Here is an 18,123-nt window from a genome sequence, read left to right as displayed (position 1 = left end):
CCCTCGGAATGTGGTATTCCGAGGGCAGTTTTTGTTCCAAAACTCGTTTCAAAATCAATGTGCCGAAAGTCAGGCGTTTTTGAAACTACACATCATCGGTCAGATCGAGCAGATCGTCCAATGCTTCCAGCACTTCACCGAGTACCCAAAGCACGCCGAATAAACCCATGTTATTCGTCCTCCTCTCTTAGTATGCATATAACAGCTCTCCGGTCACTTCATGGAGCAGCGGCGGGTCGTACAGCATTTCTTCGATCTCTTCCTCTGAACAGCCGTAGTCGAGCAACACCTGAATTTCATCTGCCGTTACGCCGAACGCCTTTGCTACGCTGAACAAATCGTCGTAGTGGGCAGGTGTGTCCTCATAATAGTCGCGGTAATAGGGATAACGCCGCCACCAGTGCTCATAGCTGGTTTTCGGCATAAAGCTGCCGGTAGTGATATGTCCCGCTCGGTCGATCTTCAAAATCTCGCCCTCCTTTGGCTCCAGAATGTCAGAGGGTGTGTTCAGCTTTAACTTCTTGGTGGTCTTGCACAGGATTTCCTGTGTGGAAGCGTAGAGCAGGTAGCCGTCGTAAAACATGATGCACAGCGGGTTATCGCCAACCACAAACCAGATAGCATCGTTCTTATCCAGCACCGTAAACACAAAAGAACCCTCGACCTTTTCAGCCATAGCTTGCAGGCTGTCAAAGTCGAGGGTCTTGTTCTTCTCTAAGAGCTGGACGGCAATGTAGCTGTCTGTTTCTACGCTCGTCAGCGGAAGATTTTCCGTAGCGCGGAGTTCCTTATCGTTCCAGAGAACGCCGTTATGCGCGAGTGCAAAAGCACCGCTGTCAACATGACCAAGGAACGGGTGGTTATTCTGGTTAAACTGTGCATTACCCTGTGTGGTCATACGGGTGTGTCCCATGACAACGTTCACGCCGTGCGGAATATGGATTTTCATTTTCCGAGCAGGAATCGGACGCTTGTAGATGCGCAGACGATCGTTGAAGTTATAGGCAATACCGGTCGCATCCGTGCCGCGCACCTGACACTCACGAGCCAGCGTATTCAGAATTTTGTTTTTCGTGTGAGTGTTGAGCACACCTTTGAAGTCGATTAAGCCAAACAGACTGCACATACTCATTCCTCCTCGCTTGCGGTGACAGGTTCGTTGACATACAGGCGGCGTTCCTTAAGATACTGGATAAGTTCCGGCTCCTTGATTTCGTCGAGGAAGTCAAACCAGCTCATGTCCTGTACCTGATAATCGGACAAAGAAACAGCCACCTCGACAAGATGGTTGACCATCTGCAAAGTGGCTTTCAGTGTGTTTAATTTCAAGGTTCCGCGGAACATCCGGATTTCTACGGTGTCAGAGTTCGTAAGGTTGACCGCCGTGTAACGTCCGGCGCAAGAGTTCTTCGCGTGGCTCATCTGCTCGGACGGCGTAAGACGGATACCATACCGAGCCGCCCAGCGGTTCATCTGGCTCTGCGTACGGCGGCTGAACCGCAGAAGCTCAGCCCAGAATTTCTCTACAAAGTAGAGCAGGCGGGCGATTGCGGCCTCCTGCTGTTCGTAGGTACAGCCAAATGCCAAGCGAGAGATATGAACGTGCAGGCCGCAGGTTCCTGCTGCATGGCTGAGATACCCCATGCGCTGTGCTTTGCAGAGTACCTGCTCCCACGGCATTTCGTTCAGATGGTATTCCAATGTCATGGGATGCGTGACAAGTTCCAAGCCTTCATCCAGACTGCCGTCTGTCTTAATGTACAGGTTTTCGGCGTTTGCGTTAGCAATGTCCAGCAGTTTCTGCGCGTTGCTGTTTACCGTGCCGCCCTCGTCGATTTCCAGTTCTACGCCAAAATGCCGCAGGCCCTTGCCGTGGAACACAAGGTCAGGCATATAGTTGTAGTCGTGAATCGCGCCCTCGTGATCGTCCCAGCAATCCGAGCAATAGGAATGATCGTCGTCATCGAAGTAGGCATCATAGCTGCGCAGGATGCAGCCACAGTCGTGGCAGCGGACATAGTGCTCGTCAAAACAGCCCTCGCAGAGCGTGTGATGATCGTCCTCAACGGCGCTTTCCTGATAGATGCGGTCGCCACAGTGGTCACAGATTACGGTCAAATGGTGGGCACAGTCCTCACAGAGCCAGTCACCCTCTACCTCAAACATCTTGCTGATTGAGTGCTCTGCACCGCAGTTGTCACAAATTCGAGTATCTTTCATTTTGGTTTCCTCCATTCAGTATTTGTTGGGTTATTGATACTTCATGGAGATAATATATAATTGAAAATACGCTTATTTACAGAAATAGTACAAATCCCCCATTTATGCACACATAAATGGGGTAAATCTTCTGTGTTCCGCGTTCCGCGTTCTGACGGTATACTTTTTACACTTATACTTATTATTACTATTATTCTTATTATACACTGTGGAAAAAGTATCTATGCGGAACGCAGAACGCGGAACAAATTTATTCTTTAAGAACTATTTGAACTGTTTTTTCGTATATTCATAATTTCTTATCATCATATCACGCAACTGCTCTTTATTATTGAGCGGATCAGAAGCAATTTCATACAACACCTCAAACAACTCTTCATTGCTAAAAATCAAATCCCAAATGACATGATATTTATGCTCTCCAGCTAATGAAGTTTTTTTATGAAACGTTAATCTGCGCTTAAACTTTTTTCGTTCATCTGGTGTAAGTTGCTCTGGATTAGCAGTATATTTCTTTTGCAATTCCCAACACTTAATAAAATTTTCCTGTTCTTCAAGTTCTGCGTGCGCTATATGATAAAAAATATCAGAATATATTGATTCTATTTTTTCGTTATTCCCTTGAGTATTTACTAAACCATCCTCTTTCTCAATAAATTCTTGAATAGTAACCTGTTCTTTCTTCCTTTGCTCCTCTTTTACCTTATCCGATGGTCGACCTGAAACAATAATAGGCTCAAACAATAATATATCACTTCTTTCAATAGTATCATCGTTATTCGTACGAACTACACGAGGACAATCTACCTGTCCTCCCAGATATTCAGCACTAACCCCAAATACCTTTGCAGCCCCACGACATATCCATTCAGATTTACTCTTCCCCTGTTCAACCTTCCACAACGACTGCTTCAATGCATCAACCCTTTTCTCCTCTTCCGATAACTCCTTTATCCTCGCCGCAACTTTGTCATTGGAGATATTTTTCTCTTCTCTTAACATCCTGTACCGTTCGCTAAAAGTCTTTGCATCAATCTGTAATTTTGTCGGAACCGCTACTCCTATATTACGCGACTTTGCTTGTAATTCTGGTATTAAACAAGGTTTTCCTTTTTCGTTATTTTCATCAACAGCCGCTTCGCTTTCTGCCGCATCTTGCTTGTTTTCCATCTCGCTGTCATCAATAATCTCATCTGGATTGACAGCATTTTTTTCGCTATTCTGACACTTATCGCCCTCACCGTTATCTGCCATTTTCTGCTTTTCTTCTTCATTACCCAGCATAATTTTAGCTTCCTTCAACTTTTGAAAAAATTACCTTTTATGCGAGCACTGTAAACTTTTTGAGCATCACAATTATTACTGTTGCCACTTTATTTTTATCACACGCCGCACACATCCAAAAAAGTTTCAAAAATCATCGTTTTTCGCGTTTTTCACAATTTGCAAACCACATATCACATCATGTAATATATAGCACGAAGAGGCCTCTAACACCAAAACAAGGAGGTATTCCTACGACATCAAACAATTACCCACTGGACAAAAACGGATACGCTATTCCCATCCTCTTTGATGCGATCAACTTCGGAAGCAACAAAGCAATACCCGCCGATTCACCGACAGCATCGCCAGAAGATGTGATGAACAATGTCCTGTCTGCATTTTGTTCCAATTCCTCTGATATTACTATATCACAACAGGAGTATACCAACAATACAGGCAGTCCAGAAAAAGCTATGTCCGTTCCCGCTCTGCCACCGGTTTCCTGTGCGCCTACACAGCAGGTAGCAGTTTCGATTCCACAGAATCAGCCTGCGCCAACAGAAACAGCCGTTTGTCCACCTGTAATAGAGCGTCCCAAAGCGGCCAATGCCGCGACTATCGCCAACCACATTGCCGCAACTGGAAAAATCCGCATCTACCAAGAGCACATTTACTGGTATGCGAACGGCTGGTATCACCTATTGCAGACCGGTGAGCTGCGCCGCCTGATGCGCGCGCTCTGTACTTCCGACATTGAAAAACACAGCAGCAAGCGGGTTTTCGAGGACATCGAAGTCTTCCTGCTCAGCAATTCCAAGCTGCTTGCTGAACCACCAGGCAACCATTCGCTGCTCTGCATCCAGAACGGTATCTATGATATGACAACGAACACCATATCGCCGCATACTCCTGCCTACTTTTTCACACATTGTCTGAATGTATCGCTGCCTACTCTGTGCCATGGTACGCCGCACTTTGACAATTTCATAGGTTTTATCACCGGAAATGATTACGCTCTGCAAATGCGTATCTGGCAAATGCTCGGCTATATTTTTGCCTGTGATACCGATGGTAAGGTATTCTTCCTGCTGCAAGGTGTCAGCAACAGCGGCAAAAGCGTGCTGCTTGAGCTGCTGCGCTCTATGTTCAATCCCGAAGCTGTGAGCACACTTGATCTTTACCGTCTTGGCGATCGTTTTTCCGGTGCAGCCCTGATTGAAAAGAAGCTCAATATCTGCGGTGATCTTCCTAATCGTACGCTCTCGGCACAGGCCGTTGCAACGCTCAAACAGATCACAGGACGCGATCTTATGACAGTGGAGGAAAAGTATAAGCCGCTTGCAACCATGGCACCAGCGATCAATCTCGTGTTCGCATCGAACTTTCCGATTCGGATGGCCGAAGAAGATACGGCGCTGTTATCCCGCATGGTGGTGATACCTTTTCGGTTCTCTATCCCTACGGAACAGCAGGATCATCTACTCACGCAGAAAATCCTTGCCGAGCGGGACGGCATCTTTCTCCGCGCAATCCACGCATATCACCGTCTGCTTGCGGACAAGTACATTTTTGCAGGACAGGCCCTCGTCGATCAACTGTTATCCCAGTCCTATGCATCGCCTATGTCCGAAAACCAGAATATCGCTGCATTTCTAAATGATTGCTGTATCCTGACCGACGATAACAGCTTTACCTCTACGCAAGACCTGCACGAAGCCTGCACCGCCTATTGCGTGGGACACGACTTGCCGATTATAACTGATCGAACACGCTTTTCGCGCATATTGCGCAGCCAGCTTGCGAATAAAGTCAAGCCGAAAAAAATACGGATCGGTGACAAGACCCACAATGGGTACATCGGAATTAAACTATCGAACCAATAAGGAGAAACAAATTATGGGTAAGCATAAAAATAACTACAAAAGCAAAAATGGCCGCTACTATGTTCTCAAGGGCAGCAATGCCGTTATGATCGCCTACAACTGGGATCAGGCAAACGAATGTTTCCGGAAGTACATCTGCTCTCCTAAACGTCAAATCTCACACTGCTCTTACCTAGACGCACAGCACGATGCGCTGAACCACCTCAGAGAGATTGCACCCGGTCTTCCTATTCCACTCGAACTGCCGCTTGGCCGTATTATCACGGTCCGGTCGCTCATGCAGCAGTACTTAGGCAATACGGAGGTCTGATTCTATGGCAGCACAAGTAAAATGTATCACCTTATCCGCCCGTGATCTGGCTGAACTGCTCGGCATAAGCCGTAGCGCTGCCTATGCGCTCTTTCACCGTGAAGATTTCCCAACACTCAAAATAGGCCGCCGCCTGCTTGTAACACACGATGCACTGATGCAATGGCTCAAAGAGGACGCCGCCAAGAAAAGTGCCTGAATATGCAGCAGAGGGCAAGGTCTAAAACCTTGCCCTCATCTTATCTCACGCACAGCATTTATCCCCAGCTTGTGCAAAACTTGCATACCTGTGCTATACTATTTACATACAACCGAACTGTATGTGCCGGAAAGGAGTATTCTTTTACTTATGGCACGAAAAAATAAAAAGCGTGAAGCCGGAAGCGGCTCTATTACCAAGCGGAAAGACGGCCGCTGGCAGGGTCAGTATGTGTCCGGTTACGATCCGGAAACCGGAAAGCCTCGTCGTCATACCATTTACGGCCAAACACAGAAAGAAGTCGCAGAGAAACTGCGTGCTGCAACCTCCAGTATTGACAACGGCACCTTTCAGGAACCGCGTAAAATCACGGTAGCCGAATATGCCGCAGAATACATGACAACTCACGTTGCCACGCTGACCGATTCCACACAGCGCAGTTACGAGAAAAATCTTCGGCTGCATATTCTTCCCGCACTGGGTACTCGCCGTTTGACCGACCTCACCCACCGCGAGGTACAGCGCTTTGCTTCGTCTTTAGGCGCAGGCGGTAAAGGGCTTGCCCCCAAGACTGTACACACCGTATTCGGCACGCTGCACGCCCTGTTGACCGCTGCACAGCGCGATGAGATCTTACAGCGCAATGTTGCCGACTTCTGTTCTCTGCCGCGTGTAACGCAAACCCGCGCCAAAGCGATCACCTCTGCCGAGCTGAATCAGTTTCTCGATCTGATTCGCAAGGACGAATTCTATTATCTGTTCTTCCTCGATATTTTCTCCGGTATGCGCCAGTCCGAAATTCTCGGCTTGCGCTGGGCTGATATTGACTGGAACCGAAACAGCCTTGTTGTACGCAAGCAGCTCCAGCAGAAATGCAAGAAAGGTGATTACAGCTATACGCTCATTGACCCGAAAGAGAACAAGCAGCGGCGTATTGTTCTGGCTGACACCGCTATGCTTACCTTGCAGAAGCAGCGCACCAAGCAGCAGCGTCAGCGTTTAGCCGCCGGACCGCTGTGGAACAATTCGTTTGATCTGGTTTTCACCAATGAATTTGGCCGCGCACTCAACCACCAGACCGTATACAAGCACCTCAAGCGTCTGCTGCGTTCCTGCGGTATGGGGGATTATACGTTTCATTCTCTGCGCCACTCATTCGCTACGATTTCGCTGGAAAACGGCGATGATATTAAGACCGTGCAGACGAATTTAGGTCACAGTACAGCTTCGTTTACGCTGAAAACCTACGCTCATGTCAGTGACCAAATGCAGCGCAGCAGTGCCGCCCGTATGGAGGAGCTGATCTCCAGTTTGGGAGCCGTAAATTAGCCCGTTGCTGTCACGATTGCTGTCAAGGAAAATTAAGTCGTTCTAAAAGTTATCGTTTTCTATCTATAAATGCAGAAAAGCTGCACTTTTCGCAATAAAAAGTGCAGCTTTCATGGCGGAGACAGAGAGATTTGAACTCTCGCGCCGATTTCTCGACCTACTCCCTTAGCAGGGGAGCCCCTTCACCAGCTTGGGTATGTCTCCATGTCAAGGTGTTAAGTTGTGCGCGGAGTTATTCTCGATCGAACCCTCCGCGCGCAATCTCGTGATTGGCGGAACGGGTGGGATTCGAACCCACGCGCCCTTTCGGACAAACGGTTTTCAAGACCGCCTCGTTATGACCACTTCGATACCGTTCCGTATCTTGCCCGATAAGCAAGATATATTTTACACCAGATCCTCGTGTTTGTCAACACATATGTGAACATTTGTTCTCACTTTTTTCTTATCACAATTTCATGCAGAGATGCGACGCTCGCCGCGGGAGCAAAAAGGGTAGACATCTGCGGTTTCTACCCTCTTTGAACACCCGTTTCCCTTGGTAGCCTACCTTGGGTGCAGATGGTAGACTGCGTAAGCAGGAAAAGGAGTACGGCAGAGGATTTATTCTTCCGCGTTGTATCCGCATATTCGCATTTCGCTTACCGTACTGCTACACAGGTCGGCTACTCTACGCAGGCGCGGCACAAGGTGAATTGCCCGAAGGGCAAGAGAAGGTACTCTGAAGTATGACAGTGTCGCGCAACTCGTTGGTTTGTGCAGATTATTCATTTCCTGCGGGTATAATCACTGCTCGGTGTTAAATCTCTCCACTCTTAACTCATATTGCCAACAAAAAAACAGACGAACCACAAGGGTTCGTCTGTTTTTGTGCCTTATTTCAGCTTTTCTTCCCATTCTTTTACCTTAAAACCCGGAAGAGCAAAGTCCTCTCCGATGAGCAGCGGGCGCTTGACCAGCATGCCATCGGTCGCGAGCAGCGCATACTGCTCGTCCTCGGTCATGGCCGGCAGCTTATCCTTGAGCCCCAGCGCCTTATACTGCAGGCCGCTCGTATTAAAGAACCGCTTAAGCGGCAGACCGCTCTTTTCGTGCCACGCACGCAGCTCCTGCTCGGTCGGATTGTCCTGCTTGATATCACGCTCGTCAAACGCCACGCCGCGCTCCTGCAGCCACGCCTTCGCCTTCTGGCAGGTCGAGCATTTGGGATAGCATACAAACAGCATTTCGGTGTCCTCCCCTGTTAATCCTCGGCTGCCGTCTGCGCTGCGTCCGAGCGGCACAGGCAGAACAGCTCAGCAGCCAGCATAACGCACGCTGCTGCAGCCAGAATGCCGCGCAGCACCATTTTGATCGACCACATGGACGGAATGCCCATCAGCATAGCCAGACCGTAGCCGCCGATATCCGACACCGACATGGTGACCGCCACTGCGGCAAAGAACGCCAGCATAGCCGGCGCCGGCTTGCCAAACAGCAGACGCGCCAGTTCATAAAACGCCAGCACAATCATCACATCGGCAACCAGACCAAAGCCGAACGACGCCAGCTTCGGATCGGTGCAGGTCATGCGGTAGTTGACCAGCAGATGCAGGCAGCTCCAGAACAGCGGTACGAGCGTCATTGCGGCGCTCTTTTCCGTCATCTGTACGCCCTGTGCCTTGGCCAGACCGATCATGCAGCCGCCGGTCAGCACGCCCATGATCGCGTAGACGATCTCCAAAACGCGTGCCCATGCAGCTGCGTCCTGCTCTACCGTGGTGATGGTCAGATACAGGTAACCCAGACTGCCCGCCGCTACAATCAGTCCCGCAACGACAGCCGCCATGCGGAACAGCACCTCTTTCGTGCCGAGCAGCTGCTCAAACGGTACCTTATTGCGCGTCTTAAGCGGCAGCGCCAGCACAGCATATACGATTGCACTGATAGCGAACAGCGCGATCACGAACCAGATCCATTTATCGCCTGCCGTCGGCAAGCCGGTGCTTACGTCAAAACCGTTCAGCAGGTGCAGCGCGCGCAGCGCAATCCCCGGAACGCACAGCACGACCGCCAGAATCGGCAGAAGCTTCGTTGCTTTCATGTTGTTTCCTCCATTAAGAGATAGTATTAAACGCTACTATTATAGCATACTTGCCGCAAGGCTTCAATACAGCGAATAATTGATATTTGCATATAAAAACAACCGCCTGTTCAAAACAGACGGTTGTTTCGCGCATTGCGCGTGTTCAATAGAATTTGCCGTGCAAATTCCAAAAATCCGGGAGCATGTACCGGCGCAGCGCGGCCGAGAAGCCGCGCAAGGATAGCGCAGGATTTTTGACTTTGAGAGGGAGAAAATTTCCGTACGGGAACTTTCGGACAACTTTGGAACAGCCTGCGGTCCGTTCCTGCTTGCCGACGGAACCATGGTTCTGCGACAGCAATCAGTGCTGGCTTACCTTGGGCATCTGCACCTTTTCCTGTGCATTGAACTCCGTGTTTGCCGGAGTCTGCTTACTCATGCCGAGCTTGAGCAGAATCGGCGTTACCAGCGTAGTAACGATAACGACCAGTACGATCGGCGGGAACATGTGCGGGTCGATCAGACCGGCCTGCTCGCCCTTCTGTGCTACGATCAGTGCAACCTCACCGCGGGATACCATGCCCAGACCGATGGAGAACGCATCATAAGTCTGGAAGCCCATGATGCGGGCACCAATGCCACAGCCGATGATCTTGGTCAGGATTGCAACGATGGTCAGTACCACTGCGAAGATCGCCATGGTGCTGGTCAGACCTTCCAGGTTGGTCTTAATACCGATGGAAGCGAAGAACAGCGGAGAGAACAGCATGTAGCCGAGCACGTTGGTCTTGCTTGCAACGTAGTCACGCGCAGAGGACAGACGGCACATTACGATGCCTGCGAAGTATGCACCGGTGATATCTGCAATACCGAAGTAACGCTCTGCAACGTAGCTCATCAGGAATGCGAATGCTACCGCATAGATTGCAATACGGCGATGATGATGCCACTTCTCCTCCATCTTGAGGAATACGCGGTACATAACGAGACCAACAACCAGTACGAAACCGAAGAACGCAACGATGCGGCCGAGTACCAGAATCGGCTTTACCGACGGGTCAGTCAGTGCGGTCAGAATGGTCAGCACCACGATACCGAGGATATCGTCGATTACAGCCGCGCCGAGGATTGCTGTACCGACTTTACTTTTCAGCTTGCCCATCTCACGCAGGGTCTCGACGGTGATCGAAACCGAGGTAGCGGTCAGAACGACACCGATGAAAGCAGCCTTCAGCATGTTCATCGGGTCGGTCGGATCATTGTCGAACACCAGATAGCATGCAACACCACCGATCAGCGGCACGATAACACCGATCAGCGCGATAATGAAGGACGCAAAACCGGTGGTTTTCAGCTCGTCCAGATCAGTATCCATACCTGCGTTAAACATCAGGATGATTACACCGATCTCAGCGGCCTTTACCAGAAAATCGGTCTCGCCTACCCAGCCGAGGCAGCTCGGGCCAACCAGCACACCGGCAATCAGTGCACCGACAACCTGCGGCATATGCACACGCTCCGAAGTAAGGCCGAATACCTTTGTGAATAACATGATGATCGCAATCGTCAACAGAAAGTCATATGACATTGTTCCCACCCTTTCTTAATGTGATAACCTTTTGCATAGAATATTATACTCTTTTTCGCGCAAAGAACCAGCTAAGATTTCAATTTTTACTCCGTGATTTTGAACGAAATTACCAAACAGCGCATTCAATCTCTGTGCACTCTGCCAGTTTCGCTATTTTCTGACATTATCCAGCAAATCCTTCCGAAATCGCCTGTTCCTCCTCATCAGCCACGTGCGTGCGCGCGCCCATGCGGCTGCGGAATACGGCGCGGCAGAACGGACCGACCACGAAAATCCGCAGCGGATACGCCAGCAGAAAGCCTAACTCGTCTAACTTGGATTGTTTTTTCTGCCCCGTCTATGCCGCAAGGCAAAAAAAGAACGCCTTGCGAGCATAAGCTTGCAAGGCATTGAAATTTCAGTTTTTCCATTATATCATATTGTGTGGAAATTTCAAGTGTTTTTTTTCTTCGCCTATTCCTATTATATATAGTCGCCGCTTGAGAAGCGAACGAAATGTGCGCTGACGCCGCGCGGGCGCACAAGAGGGTAGACACCTGCGGTTTCCACCCTCTTGTGTATCTCCCCTTTCCCCTAGAGGGTCTGGCGCAGACCAGAGACCGGCGACCGCTCCGAAATGGGGGAACGGCAGTCGGGTTACCGTTGCGTGTCTTTCGTGAAATATTCGCAGTTCACAGATAGATTACTGCTACACAGGTGGTTTACTCTACGCAGGCGCGGCATAACCGTGCCGCGCAATTCGTTAGCGCGTTATGATAGACAGCACCTACGAGGATAAATTGTACCAAACGTCTAAATTCGTAGGTGCCGTGCGTTACAACGTGCCAAAGTGTTGCGCGGCACTGCTATGCCGCGCTCTGCGCAGAGTAGCCCGTATGTGTAGCAGTACGCTGTCTGTGAACTGCGAATAGGTTGCAAAACAAACGCTGCGGTAACCCGACTGCCGTTCCTCCATTTCGGAGCGGTCGCCGGTCTCTGGTCTGCGCCAGACTATCTAATAAGGGAAAGGCAGGAGTTCAAAGAGGAAGGGAAACCGCAGGTGTCCCTTCCTTTTTGTCCCCGCCGCGGATGCGGCAGTCTCCCGCGCTCCGCAGAGCGCAATTCCCTGCTGAGGTTCAGCGAAAAACTCTCCGCCCGTTAGGGTGAACTGCCTGCTCGGTTCAAATACCCCGCTCATCCGGTGCAGAAAAAGGTGCCGTCCGGAAAGGGACGAACACGCTTACGTAGTTCGCGTACCCCAACCATCCGGTGCCAAGAATGCCCGACCGCTCTGCTGTTTTAGGCAAAAGTAAAAACCCCATTCCGAACGGAACAGGGTTTTGTACTTCGCTTTATATGTGTTCAGGAATTAGCCCTGAGAGATAGCGCCTACCGGGCAGGAACCTGCGCAGGTACCGCAATCTACACATGCGTCAGCGTTGATCTCGTACTTGCCGTCGCCCTCAGCGATAGCGCCAACCGGGCACTCGCCAGCGCAAGAGCCGCACATAATGCAGCCGCCACCGATAACATATGCCATTGGTATTGCACCTCCAAATGTATTTTACAATTATCATTTTACCACAAGATTTAAAAAAAGCAACAAAAATAAGTGGTTAGTCTTTGGTAACTTTTATCATAGTACACAATTTGGGTCAGTTTATGAAAAACCGAGAAAAATCGTGATTCAAAGCGATATAACGAGAAAACCAATGGTTAGCCTTATCTACCTCTCTTTAATAGTCAGAAATGGTCAAATTTTTCTCTTGATTTTGGACGCCTCCGGATATACAATATAGACAATGATCAGGGAAGGTCAGATGAGTGAGTGCCTTTCCCGGAAGGAAGTGAAACACCATGAAAATGTCCGATGTGATCGCCGACTTCATCGGTGAGATGCTGTCAGACGGCGGCGGCGTTGCTGAGCTGCAGCGCAAAAGCCTTGCTGACCGGTTTTCGTGCGTACCGAGTCAAATCAATTATGTGATAGAGACCCGCTTCACACCGGAGCATGGTTATCTGGTTGAGAGCCAGCGCGGCGGCGGCGGTTTCATCCGCATCATCCGCCTGCTGGATGACAAGCAGCGCACGCTGCTCGAAGCGGCACGCGGTATTGGCGGACGGCTAAGCCAGAACGACGCGGCGCGTCTGACACGCGCTCTCGTTTCCGCTGAGCTGCTTACCCAGCGCGAAGGTCAGCTGCTGCTGTCCGCCTGCTCGGACGGTGCGCTGGCGGAGGTTGATAAAACCGACCGCGACAGACTGCGTTCTGCGATTTTCCGATGCGCAGTCATGGGCGTTGCAACAACGTGATGCCCTTTTCTCCGTAAACACTACATTATATATAATCTCTCAGAGAGGAGTTTTGACTTATGAAATGCGAAAAATGCGGCAAGAATGAAGCTACCATGTATTATAAGGAAATCGTAAACGGTGTCACCCGTGAGATGCACCTGTGTCCGGAATGTGCACAGAAGGAAAACCTCGGCGGTGCGTTTGAAAACGCATTTCAGTCGATGAACCACTTCTGGAGCGATCCGTTCCATTCGTTCCTCGGCGGCGGCTTTGGCAGCCTGTGGAATGACATGCTGGGCGAGGCGGCTCCGACCGCTACCATGCTCGGCACCGAGCGCAAGTGCCCGACCTGCGGCATGACCGAAAGCGAGCTGCGCCGCACCGGCCGCGTCGGCTGCCCGGACTGCTACGCCACGTTTGCGGATATTCTGAATCCGTATGTACAGAAGATTCACGGTGCAACGCGTCATATCGGCACGGCACCGGCGGCGCCCGAACAGCCCAAGGCTGACCCGGTGGCTGACCTCAAGGCACAGCTGAAAGCGGCAGTTGAAAGCGAAGATTACGAGCGCGCAGCAAGCCTGCGCGATGAGATCCGCAGAATGGAGGGCGAACAGAAATGAGTATGTTTGAGATTCACGGCGGCTTTACCGGTCTGGCTGCATCCAGCCGCGTCCGCCTGGCACGAAATATTAAAGGCTATCCGTTCCGTCTGACCGAACAGCAGCACAGTGAAATTGCTGACAAGATATTCGCTGCACTGAAAGAAAATCCGACCATCGGTCCGGAGTTTGACAAGAAGCAGATCATCCCTCGTTCGACCGAAGCCTCTCAGCTGGTCGAGGAACACCTCATCTCCCCCGAGCTGGCGCAGAACGGCGGCTGGCTGATTGTCTCCAAGGACAGCGGCGTGTCCATCATGGTCGGCGAGGAAGATCATCTGCGTTTGCAGGTCATCGGCACCGGCCTTTGCCCGAAGGAATGTCTCGAAACCGCAAACCGTGTAGCTTCGCTCATCGAAGCGGCGCTGCCGTTCGCGTATGACGAGCGTCTCGGCTACCTGACCGCCTGCCCGACTAATATCGGCACCGGTCTCCGCGCCTCCATCATGCTGCATCTGCCGATGCTGACCGCAACCGAGCAGATGGACCGCATCATCGGCTACGCGGGCAGCCGCGGCTGTGCCGTTCGCGGCACCTACGGCGAAGGCTCGCAGGCGGTCGGCGGATTCTATCAGGTGTCCAATCAGGTTACTCTCGGTGCGTCTGCCGCAGAGCTGACCGACAAGCTAGTAGAAACGGCAACCACCATCATCGACGCAGAGAAGAAAGCGCGCGAGCAGGTACGCAGCCAGAACGAACCCGCACTGCGCGACCGTATTTACCGCGCAGCAGGCACGATGAAGAGCGCCTACCTCATCGACACGAGCGAAGCCGTACAGTGCATTTCCAATGTTCTGATTGGTCTGCAGATGGGTTTCCTGTCCGGCATGGACGCGCAGAAGCTGTACGCACTGGAGGAGCACATCCGTCCGGCAATGCTGAACGGCGCACCGCAGGACCGCGATAAGAAACGCGCGGAAATCCTGCGTGAAGCGACAAAGTCTATTCAATTCAACTAATCACCTGTCCCGCAGGGGCGCACAGTGTGCGCCCACTCCAACCACGATGCTGAAATCCGGACGCACACTGTGCGCCCCTGCGAGGACGTTTTACCTCTAAATCAAGCTATTTTCCTACTCTGAAAGGAGTGTTATTTATGTTCTATCAAAACCGTTTTACCGAGCGTGCCCGTCAGGCACTGACGCTTGCACAGGAAGCGGCCGCTTCGTTCGGTCACAGCTACATTGGCTCGGAGCACCTGCTGCTCGGCCTGCTGCGTGAAGGCGGCGGCCCGGCCGCCAAGGCACTCACTGCCGCAGGCGTGACCGACGAAGCTCTCGTTCATCAGATCGAGGAGCTGTCCGGCCGCGGCACCCCGGATTCCACTGCGCCGCAGGGCATGACGCCGCGCACCAAGCGCATTGTAGAGCTGTCCGTACAGTCCGCGAACGAGATGGGCACCGGCTATGTCGGCACCGAACATCTGCTGCTCGGCATCCTGCGCGAAGGGCAGAATGTGGCACTGACCGCGCTTGCTAACCTGAAAATCACCCCGCAGATCCTTGTCGAGAAGCTGAATGAAGCGCTCGGCGGCGTACAGGACAGCGTTTCCGGCGAGCCTGGCACTGCTGCAAACGGCGGCGCTGACAGCAAGGACGCGCTCAGCCAGTTTGGCCGCGACCTGACAGCCGCTGCCAAGGAGGGCAAGCTGGACCCGGTTATCGGCCGCTCCAAGGAGATTCAGCGTGTCATCCAGATTCTGTCCCGCCGCACCAAGAACAACCCGGCGCTGATCGGTGATCCGGGTGTCGGCAAGACCGCCGTTGTCGAGGGTCTGGCCCAGAAGATTGTTTCCGGCGACGTACCGGAGACCCTGAAAGGCAAGCGCCTGATTTCGCTCGACCTGACCGGCATGATCGCGGGCACCAAGTACCGCGGCGAGTTCGAGGAGCGCATCAAGAAGGTCATTGAAGAGCTGACCGCCAAGAAGGACACCATCCTGTTCATTGATGAGATGCATATGCTGATGGGTGCCGGTGCGGCTGAGGGTGCAGCGGATGCTGCGAATATCCTGAAGCCGGCACTGAGCCGCGGCGAGGTACAGGTCATCGGCGCGACCACGCTTGACGAGTACCGCAAGAATATTGAGAAGGATGCCGCTCTGGAGCGTCGTTTCCAGCCTGTTCAGATCAACGAGCCGTCCGCCGAGGATGCCGTTGAGATTTTGAAGGGTCTGCGCGACAAGTACGAAGCACATCACCGCATCAAGATTCCGGACGAGGCTATTGAAGCCGCTGTCAAGCTGTCTGTCCGCTATGTAACCGGCCGTTACCTGCCGGATAAGGCAATCGACGTAATTGATGAGGCCTGCTCCCGCGTTCGCCTGTCCAGCCTGACCACTCCGCCGGATTTGAAGCAGCTCGAGGACGAAATTGCCGCCGTTGCTGCAAAGAAGGAAGAGGCCGTCAAGGGTCAGGACTTTGAGAACGCCGCCAAGCTGCGTGACGAGGAGAAGTCCAAGCGCGAAGCGATGGAGGCCCGCAAGAAGGAGTGGGCTGACCAGCAGACCAAGTCGCACGGTGCTGTCACCGAGGACGACATTGCAGCCGTTATCTCCGGCTGGACCGGTGTTCCGGTTGCTCAGCTGACCGAGGACGAGGGACAGCGCCTGCTGCACCTCGAGGATACGCTGCATCAGCGTGTCATCGGCCAGAGCGAGGCTGTAACCGCCGTTGCTAAGGCAATCCGCCGCAGCCGTGTCGGCCTGCGCGACCCGAAGCGCCCGATCGGTTCGTTCCTGTTCCTCGGCCCGACCGGTGTCGGCAAGACCGAGCTGAGCAAGGCACTGGCCGAGGCCATGTTCGGCGATGAAAATGCGCTGATCCGCATTGATATGTCCGAATATATGGAGAAGCACGCCGTTTCTCGTATGATCGGTTCGCCTCCGGGATATGTTGGCTACGATGAGGGCGGTCAGCTGTCCGAGAAGGTTCGCCGTCATCCGTACTCGGTTGTCCTGTTCGATGAGATCGAGAAGGCACACCCGGATGTATTCAACATCCTGCTGCAGATCCTTGAAGATGGTATCCTGACCGACGGTCAGGGCCGCCATGTAGATTTCAAAAACACCATCATCATCATGACGTCCAACATCGGTGCACAGAAGATCACCGGCAGCGGCCGCAAGTCGCTCGGCTTTGCGGACGGCAAGCCGGAGGACGCTGCAGAGCGCACCTTTGAGCAGATCAAGGCCGACGTTATGGCGGAACTCAAGACCGCGGTTCGTCCGGAGTTCCTCAACCGTATCGACGACATCATCGTGTTCAACCGTCTGAATGAGGACGAGATTGCACAGATTGCCGACGGCATGCTCCGCAAGGTTGCTGCCCGCATGCAGGATATGGAGATCACCATGGATTGGACCGAGGCCGCTAAGAAGCATCTGGCTAAGGCTGGTTTTGATCCGGTTTACGGTGCCCGCCCGCTGCGCCGCGCTGTTACCAACGAGGTCGAGGATCTTGTTGCCGAGGAATCCCTTGAGGGCAAGATCAAGAAAGGCGACAGCGTAACGCTCGATGCCGCCGACGATAAGCTGGTGCTGACGCATAAGGATGCAAAGGCTTCCGCAGAAACTGAAAATAAGGACGAATAATCCTTATCCGGATAGCGAAAGAGGTACGATTCGTGAGAATCGTACCTCTTTGGGTTTTGCGTCTTTTTGGTCTGTGCACAGAATTGAGAATGAAAAATGGAGAATGGAAGCACCCGTAATTCGCAACCAATCGAAATCTATTCTTCCAAATCGGACCGATTTTATAGTATAATGAACATATACAAGACAAGGCGGTGATACCATGCTGAAGCCACGAATCAAAGCAATTTTCGTCCTGCTGTTCGCCACCATTGCGATTATGGCTGTAACGGTCAAAAACACGCCGCCGGTTTCGGAATATATGCAGACCGGAATCCGGCTGTCCGACCTGCCAGACAAGGAGTGTGTTGCATTTATGGCATCCAAAGGGGCACACATGCCGGGTCATTACAAGCAATCGCTTTATTTTCCGGCTGCAACCAAGGACTATATCACCACTTTCGAGCAAAACCCGTATAAAACACTGCGTGGCGTATACAGCGACACATCCACAAATCAATACGTCGAAGATGTCCGCAAAATCGTGAACGACTATTACGGGATTTACCATGTCGAATATTATCTTGACCGCGACCCTGAGTATCCCAGTGTAGGCGCCGAACAATGAACCCAAACAGCACAAAAAGCCTCTGTCCATCGGACAGAGGCTTTTCTATCAAATCTGAACGATATTCAGTTGATTACTTAGCAGCCTTAGCAGCCTTGATTGCGTCGATCATCATCGGAACAACC

The 18,123-nt window shown here is 51.9% G+C and carries 16 protein-coding genes and 2 tRNA genes; 9 read left to right on the top strand and 9 right to left on the bottom strand.

From position 1 onward, the window contains the following. Nucleotides 1-187 precede the first annotated feature (187 nt). The 3 genes from DW806_RS08130 to DW806_RS08120 form a co-directional block, all read right to left on the bottom strand. Complete coding sequence (locus DW806_RS08130) at nucleotides 188-1,126, bottom strand: class II glutamine amidotransferase (protein WP_118729635.1); 939 nt, start codon at nucleotides 1,124-1,126, stop codon at nucleotides 188-190. 2 nt (nucleotides 1,127-1,128) lie between these two features. After that, complete coding sequence (locus tag DW806_RS08125; RefSeq protein WP_118729634.1) at nucleotides 1,129-2,220, bottom strand: amidoligase family protein; 1,092 nt, start codon at nucleotides 2,218-2,220, stop codon at nucleotides 1,129-1,131. 264 nt (nucleotides 2,221-2,484) lie between these two features. Further along, nucleotides 2,485-3,504 (bottom strand): hypothetical protein, encoded by a 1,020-nt coding sequence (locus DW806_RS08120; RefSeq protein ID WP_118729633.1) that lies wholly within the window; start codon nucleotides 3,502-3,504, stop codon nucleotides 2,485-2,487. A gap of 59 nt (nucleotides 3,505-3,563) precedes the next feature. On the opposite strand from DW806_RS08120, the gene DW806_RS08115 reads away from it, so the two are divergent. The 4 genes from DW806_RS08115 to DW806_RS08100 all read left to right on the top strand — a co-directional run bounded on the left by DW806_RS08115 (nucleotide 3,564) and on the right by DW806_RS08100 (nucleotide 7,207). Further along, nucleotides 3,564-5,369, top strand: coding sequence for a DNA primase family protein (locus DW806_RS08115; RefSeq protein WP_147358089.1), 1,806 nt, complete (start codon nucleotides 3,564-3,566; stop codon nucleotides 5,367-5,369). A 13-nt stretch (nucleotides 5,370-5,382) separates the two neighbouring features. Continuing rightward, nucleotides 5,383-5,679 (top strand): hypothetical protein, encoded by a 297-nt coding sequence (locus DW806_RS08110; protein WP_118361123.1) that lies wholly within the window; start codon nucleotides 5,383-5,385, stop codon nucleotides 5,677-5,679. Nucleotides 5,680-5,683: 4 nt separating this feature from the next. After that, nucleotides 5,684-5,878 carry a helix-turn-helix domain-containing protein gene (locus tag DW806_RS08105; protein WP_118729631.1) on the top strand — a complete coding sequence of 65 codons (195 nt, stop codon included), beginning with the start codon at nucleotides 5,684-5,686 and terminating at the stop codon, nucleotides 5,876-5,878. 150 nt (nucleotides 5,879-6,028) lie between these two features. Next, entirely contained in the window at nucleotides 6,029-7,207 is a 1,179-nt protein-coding gene (locus DW806_RS08100) for a tyrosine-type recombinase/integrase (protein ID WP_118729630.1), read from the top strand. Between the two features lie 113 nt (nucleotides 7,208-7,320). Here the strand turns inward: DW806_RS08100 and DW806_RS08095 are convergent. From DW806_RS08095 to DW806_RS08065, 6 genes are all read right to left on the bottom strand, one after another. After that, nucleotides 7,321-7,411, bottom strand: a tRNA-Ser gene (locus DW806_RS08095). Nucleotides 7,412-7,477: 66 nt separating this feature from the next. Beyond that, nucleotides 7,478-7,566: transfer RNA gene (locus tag DW806_RS08090), tRNA-Ser, on the bottom strand. A 516-nt stretch (nucleotides 7,567-8,082) separates the two neighbouring features. After that, a complete protein-coding gene (locus DW806_RS08085) occupies nucleotides 8,083-8,433 on the bottom strand; it encodes an arsenate reductase family protein (RefSeq protein ID WP_118729629.1) in 351 nt (116 codons plus the stop codon). Nucleotides 8,434-8,450: 17 nt separating this feature from the next. Next, a complete protein-coding gene (locus DW806_RS08080) occupies nucleotides 8,451-9,290 on the bottom strand; it encodes a hypothetical protein (RefSeq protein ID WP_118729628.1) in 840 nt (279 codons plus the stop codon). Between the two features lie 343 nt (nucleotides 9,291-9,633). Further along, nucleotides 9,634-10,860, bottom strand: a complete 1,227-nt coding sequence (locus DW806_RS08070) for a cation:proton antiporter (RefSeq protein ID WP_118729626.1) — start codon at nucleotides 10,858-10,860, stop codon at nucleotides 9,634-9,636. Nucleotides 10,861-12,211: 1,351 nt separating this feature from the next. After that, complete coding sequence (locus tag DW806_RS08065; RefSeq protein ID WP_110435960.1) at nucleotides 12,212-12,382, bottom strand: DUF362 domain-containing protein; 171 nt, start codon at nucleotides 12,380-12,382, stop codon at nucleotides 12,212-12,214. 317 nt (nucleotides 12,383-12,699) lie between these two features. Here DW806_RS08065 and DW806_RS08060 point away from each other — a divergent pair, with 317 nt between their 5' ends. From DW806_RS08060 to DW806_RS08040, 5 genes are all read left to right on the top strand, one after another. Then, entirely contained in the window at nucleotides 12,700-13,155 is a 456-nt protein-coding gene (locus tag DW806_RS08060; RefSeq protein WP_118361133.1) for a CtsR family transcriptional regulator, read from the top strand. Between the two features lie 59 nt (nucleotides 13,156-13,214). Next, the gene (locus tag DW806_RS08055) at nucleotides 13,215-13,760 is read left to right on the top strand and encodes a UvrB/UvrC motif-containing protein (protein ID WP_118729625.1); all 546 of its coding nucleotides are present in this window, start codon (nucleotides 13,215-13,217) and stop codon (nucleotides 13,758-13,760) included. Next, on the top strand, nucleotides 13,757-14,758 hold the full coding sequence (locus DW806_RS08050; RefSeq protein WP_118729624.1) for an ATP--guanido phosphotransferase: 1,002 nt from the start codon (nucleotides 13,757-13,759) through the stop codon (nucleotides 14,756-14,758). Before DW806_RS08055 ends, DW806_RS08050 begins: the two co-directional genes overlap by 4 nt. A gap of 137 nt (nucleotides 14,759-14,895) precedes the next feature. Continuing rightward, entirely contained in the window at nucleotides 14,896-17,391 is a 2,496-nt protein-coding gene (locus DW806_RS08045) for an ATP-dependent Clp protease ATP-binding subunit (RefSeq protein WP_118729623.1), read from the top strand. A 202-nt stretch (nucleotides 17,392-17,593) separates the two neighbouring features. Further along, nucleotides 17,594-17,998, top strand: a complete 405-nt coding sequence (locus DW806_RS08040; RefSeq protein WP_118729622.1) for a hypothetical protein — start codon at nucleotides 17,594-17,596, stop codon at nucleotides 17,996-17,998. Nucleotides 17,999-18,123 lie beyond the last annotated feature (125 nt).

The sequence above is a fragment of the Butyricicoccus sp. AM32-19 genome, from assembly GCF_003480365.1.
GTDB lineage: Bacteria > Bacillota > Clostridia > Oscillospirales > Butyricicoccaceae > Agathobaculum > Agathobaculum butyriciproducens.
This window is presented reverse-complemented; position numbering and strand designations above follow the sequence as displayed.

Excerpts from the sequence above, each read along its gene's own strand:
- DW806_RS08125 (WP_118729634.1), bottom strand. The coding sequence starts at position 2,220 with ATGAAAGATACTCGAATTTGTGACAACTGCGGTGCAGAGCACTCAATC.
- DW806_RS08065 (WP_110435960.1), bottom strand. The coding sequence starts at position 12,382 with ATGGCATATGTTATCGGTGGCGGCTGCATTATGTGCGGCTCTTGCGCT.
- DW806_RS08080 (WP_118729628.1), bottom strand. The coding sequence starts at position 9,290 with ATGAAAGCAACGAAGCTTCTGCCGATTCTGGCGGTCGTGCTGTGCGTT.
- DW806_RS08060 (WP_118361133.1), top strand. The coding sequence starts at position 12,700 with ATGAAAATGTCCGATGTGATCGCCGACTTCATCGGTGAGATGCTGTCA.
- DW806_RS08045 (WP_118729623.1), top strand. The coding sequence starts at position 14,896 with ATGTTCTATCAAAACCGTTTTACCGAGCGTGCCCGTCAGGCACTGACG.
- DW806_RS08100 (WP_118729630.1), top strand. The coding sequence starts at position 6,029 with ATGGCACGAAAAAATAAAAAGCGTGAAGCCGGAAGCGGCTCTATTACC.
- DW806_RS08130 (WP_118729635.1), bottom strand. The coding sequence starts at position 1,126 with ATGTGCAGTCTGTTTGGCTTAATCGACTTCAAAGGTGTGCTCAACACT.
- DW806_RS08040 (WP_118729622.1), top strand. The coding sequence starts at position 17,594 with ATGCTGAAGCCACGAATCAAAGCAATTTTCGTCCTGCTGTTCGCCACC.
- DW806_RS08120 (WP_118729633.1), bottom strand. The coding sequence starts at position 3,504 with ATGCTGGGTAATGAAGAAGAAAAGCAGAAAATGGCAGATAACGGTGAG.
- DW806_RS08055 (WP_118729625.1), top strand. The coding sequence starts at position 13,215 with ATGAAATGCGAAAAATGCGGCAAGAATGAAGCTACCATGTATTATAAG.
- DW806_RS08105 (WP_118729631.1), top strand. The coding sequence starts at position 5,684 with ATGGCAGCACAAGTAAAATGTATCACCTTATCCGCCCGTGATCTGGCT.
- DW806_RS08050 (WP_118729624.1), top strand. The coding sequence starts at position 13,757 with ATGAGTATGTTTGAGATTCACGGCGGCTTTACCGGTCTGGCTGCATCC.
- DW806_RS08085 (WP_118729629.1), bottom strand. The coding sequence starts at position 8,433 with ATGCTGTTTGTATGCTATCCCAAATGCTCGACCTGCCAGAAGGCGAAG.
- DW806_RS08070 (WP_118729626.1), bottom strand. The coding sequence starts at position 10,860 with ATGTCATATGACTTTCTGTTGACGATTGCGATCATCATGTTATTCACA.
- DW806_RS08110 (WP_118361123.1), top strand. The coding sequence starts at position 5,383 with ATGGGTAAGCATAAAAATAACTACAAAAGCAAAAATGGCCGCTACTAT.